Source organism: Tahibacter caeni (assembly GCF_024609805.1).
Classification (GTDB): Bacteria; Pseudomonadota; Gammaproteobacteria; order Xanthomonadales; family Rhodanobacteraceae; genus Tahibacter; species Tahibacter caeni.
Map to the genome: position 1 here is coordinate 1 of NZ_JANFVR010000649.1, position 1,166 is coordinate 1,166.

Sequence of the window (1,166 nt, forward strand, 5' to 3'; positions counted from 1 at the left end):
TTCATGGCGAATCTCCCGGCGGCTGCGGCAGCGCGCGCAGCACGCGCGCCGGCACGCCGCCGACGAGCGAGTACGGGGCCACGTCGCGCGTCACGACGGCGCCGGCGGCGACGACCGCGCCGCGGCCGATGGTCACGCCCTGCAGGATCACTGCGTTCGCGCCGATCCAGACTTCGTCCTCGACGACGATCGGCGCCGAGGTGCGGCCGCGGCCCTTGCCCGGCACGTAGACCAGGCCGTGGCCCATGGTCTCGAAGGCCACGCGCGGACCGATCTGCACGCGGTCGCCGATGCGCACGCGATCGTAGACCACGGTGAACGCGGTGTCGACGTTGAGGAAGGTGCCGCGGCCGATCGAGATGTAGCGGCCGCCGCCGTAGGGCCGCACGCCGACCGGGCCGTAGATCGTGCTGCCGCGGCCGACCTCGATGCCGGCCAGGCGATAGATCGCGGCGCGGTAACGGTCGAGCAGCCAGAGTCGCGGCAGATTATTCGCGAGCACCAGGAACACCGCCTCGCGCAGCGACCAGCGCGCGAGCGAGGAGGGACGGCCTTCGTGCGTGTCGCGATGCATCAGTCCTCCTCGAAGGCCTGCGCGTAGGTGCACAGGCGCAGGTTCTGTTCGGCGATCAGCGGCGCGAGTCCGCCGTCGCGCAGGAAGCGCCATTCGGCCGCGGCGGCCGCGCCGATGCGGGTCAGCCCCTGTACGGCGTCGGCGTCGCGGACCAGATGCACCATGAGCTCCAGCGGATCGCCGGACGCCGACGTCAGCAGCTCGTGGTAGTGCTGCGCCGTGGGCTGCGCGGGCACCGCGCCGAAATCGAACAGGCTCGCGAAGCCGCGGTTGCTGCGCAGGCGGCCGCGCCAGCGCCAGGCGTTGCGGCGGTTGAACAGCGCGAGCAGCCCGCTGCGCAGGCGCCGGCCGAGATCGGGCCGGCCTGCGCGCAGGCGCAGCACCTCGGGCTGGCGCAGCGGCAGTCCGCGCGCGGCGCATTCGGCCGCGACGACGTCGAACACGGCCGGAAACGCATGCACGTGCTGGTGGCTGTCGATGTGGGTCGGGCGCAGACCGAGCGCGGCGAACGCGTCGAGCTGCGCGCCGAGCTCGCGCCGCAGCTGGGCGCGGTCGAGACGGCCGCGCAGCGCGCGGCGCGCGATCTCGTCGC

The 1,166-nt window shown here is 73.7% G+C and carries 2 protein-coding genes; both read right to left on the reverse strand.

Going from position 1 to position 1,166, the window contains the following annotated elements; translation table 11 throughout:
* Position 1 precedes the first annotated feature (1 nt).
* Positions 2-574, reverse strand: coding sequence for an acyltransferase (locus NON22_RS24575; RefSeq protein WP_257389608.1), 573 nt, complete (start codon positions 572-574; stop codon positions 2-4).
* Positions 574-1,166: ChbG/HpnK family deacetylase (locus NON22_RS24580; protein ID WP_257389609.1), on the reverse strand; the 593-nt coding region annotated here is incomplete at its 5' end. The genes NON22_RS24580 and NON22_RS24575, both read right to left, overlap by 1 nt.